At 68.0% G+C, this 1,548-nt stretch carries 2 protein-coding genes; one reads left to right on the top strand and one right to left on the bottom strand.

The features are described 5' to 3' along the window. A partial coding sequence (locus N1F89_RS20550; RefSeq protein WP_290086363.1) for an Lrp/AsnC ligand binding domain-containing protein occupies nt 1-188 on the top strand: 188 nt, incomplete at its 5' end. A 9-nt stretch (nt 189-197) separates the two neighbouring features. Here N1F89_RS20550 and N1F89_RS20545 read toward each other — a convergent pair. After that, nucleotides 198-1,136, bottom strand: coding sequence for a site-specific integrase (locus N1F89_RS20545; RefSeq protein ID WP_290086362.1), 939 nt, complete (start codon nt 1,134-1,136; stop codon nt 198-200). Between the last annotated feature and the right edge of the window lie 412 nt (nt 1,137-1,548).

Raw genomic sequence — 1,548 nt, 5'->3', positions numbered from 1 at the left:
CGGAGGTGGTCGACTGCTACTTGATGACCGGCCAGCGCGACTACCTGCTGCGCATCGTGGTCGGCGATCTGGAGGCCTATGAGCGCTTTTTGAAGGACAAGCTGACCCGGCTGCCCGGCGTCGCTTCGATCGAGACCAGCTTCGCGCTCGGCCAGGTCAAGCGTTCCGAGGTGCTGTCGCCGGAGTAGCGCCGCCGCTCAGCCCGGCCGCGGCTTGCGCAGGCGACCCTTGCAGCAGGCCTCCGTGTTGTCGCGCTCCAGCACGCTGACGCAGGAATCGAGGTCGTTGGTCGCCAGGTGGGCGTAGCGCATGGTCATCTGCAGCGTCTGGTGGCCGAGCCACATCTGCACGCGGCGCATGTCGATGCCGCCCTGCACCAGGCGCGAGGCGCAGGTGTGGCGCAGCACGTGCGGCACCACCTGCTTGTCGTCGCCGAGCCCGATCTCCGCCTTGGCCTCGTTCCAGATGGCCCGGAATCGCGCCGCCGTCAGCATGGCGAACGGGCCCTTGTGCGCCTGGCGCTCGATGGCGACGGCGGCCTGCGCCCGGTCGGTCAGCGGCACGGTGCGCGCGCGCGCCGACTTGGTGATCCAGAAGCTGGCGCGGCCGCCCTGAACGTCGGCCCAGGTCAGCCCGAGCGCCTCGCCGAGGCGGCAGCCGGTGTCGACCAGAAAGACGGCGAGCCGGTGCGCGTCGAGCGAGCGCTCGCAGATCGCCGCGAACAGCCGCCGCTCCTCCTCGCGGTCGAGGAAGCGGATGCGGCCGGACCTCTCCTTCTGGCGCCGGAACTCCGGCAGGCTGTGAATGTCGCCCATCTTGTACGCCTTGCGCAGGAGCTTGCTGAGCGCGGCCATCTTCCTGTTGATGGTCGCGTTGCTGTTTCCGCGCGCGCGCAGGGCACCGACGAGCTCGTCCACCGTCTCCTGTGAGAAGGCGCTGAAGGTCGCGCCGAGCAGGATCTCATCGAGCTCGCCGATGAAGAAGCGGACGTTGTATTTGTGGCTTCCCTCCTCCCACAGGAGATCGCCGTATCGCTCGAAGAGCTGAGACAGGGAATGGGACCGGACGGGCCGGATGTCTTGTCGGTAGCTGACGCTGTACTCGGCCGGCCACTCGGCCGGAAAATTCTTGCCCAACAATGGTTTATCGTCCCGAAGCGTCGTCTGACCCGCGGGGCTGTCTAGTCGGTTTTCAGCCGGCGTCAATCGTAGGTTGCCCTGCGAGACGATGGCCGCTGCAGTGCTGTGCGACATGGAGTTCCCCCATTTTGTTATGTGTCGCTGCGCCGGTCGGCCTGCAGCCGAAGACCGGCTCCTTCGCCAAAATCCCTGTCTTCCGTGCTCCTTTCTCGGTGTTTCCTGCGCCCGCGCCTGCCCCAACGCGTGGCCCTGTCGGCTGCCCTCAGGCTGTCGTGCGGTGGCCGGCCGGTTGCCGCGCGAACGCGGCTGTGTGGCGTCGTGTCGCAATCCGCAACGCCGTGTTCTGTCCCGCCGGCCCCTCGGCGCCGCCGGCGGCGCCGTCATCCGTTCGAATCGCAACGCGCCGGGG

Source organism: Aquibium sp. A9E412 (genome assembly GCF_030398335.1).
Taxonomy (GTDB): Bacteria; Pseudomonadota; Alphaproteobacteria; order Rhizobiales; family Rhizobiaceae; genus A9E412.
Note: the sequence above shows the minus strand (reverse complement) of the source record. Positions and strands in the feature narration are given on the sequence as shown.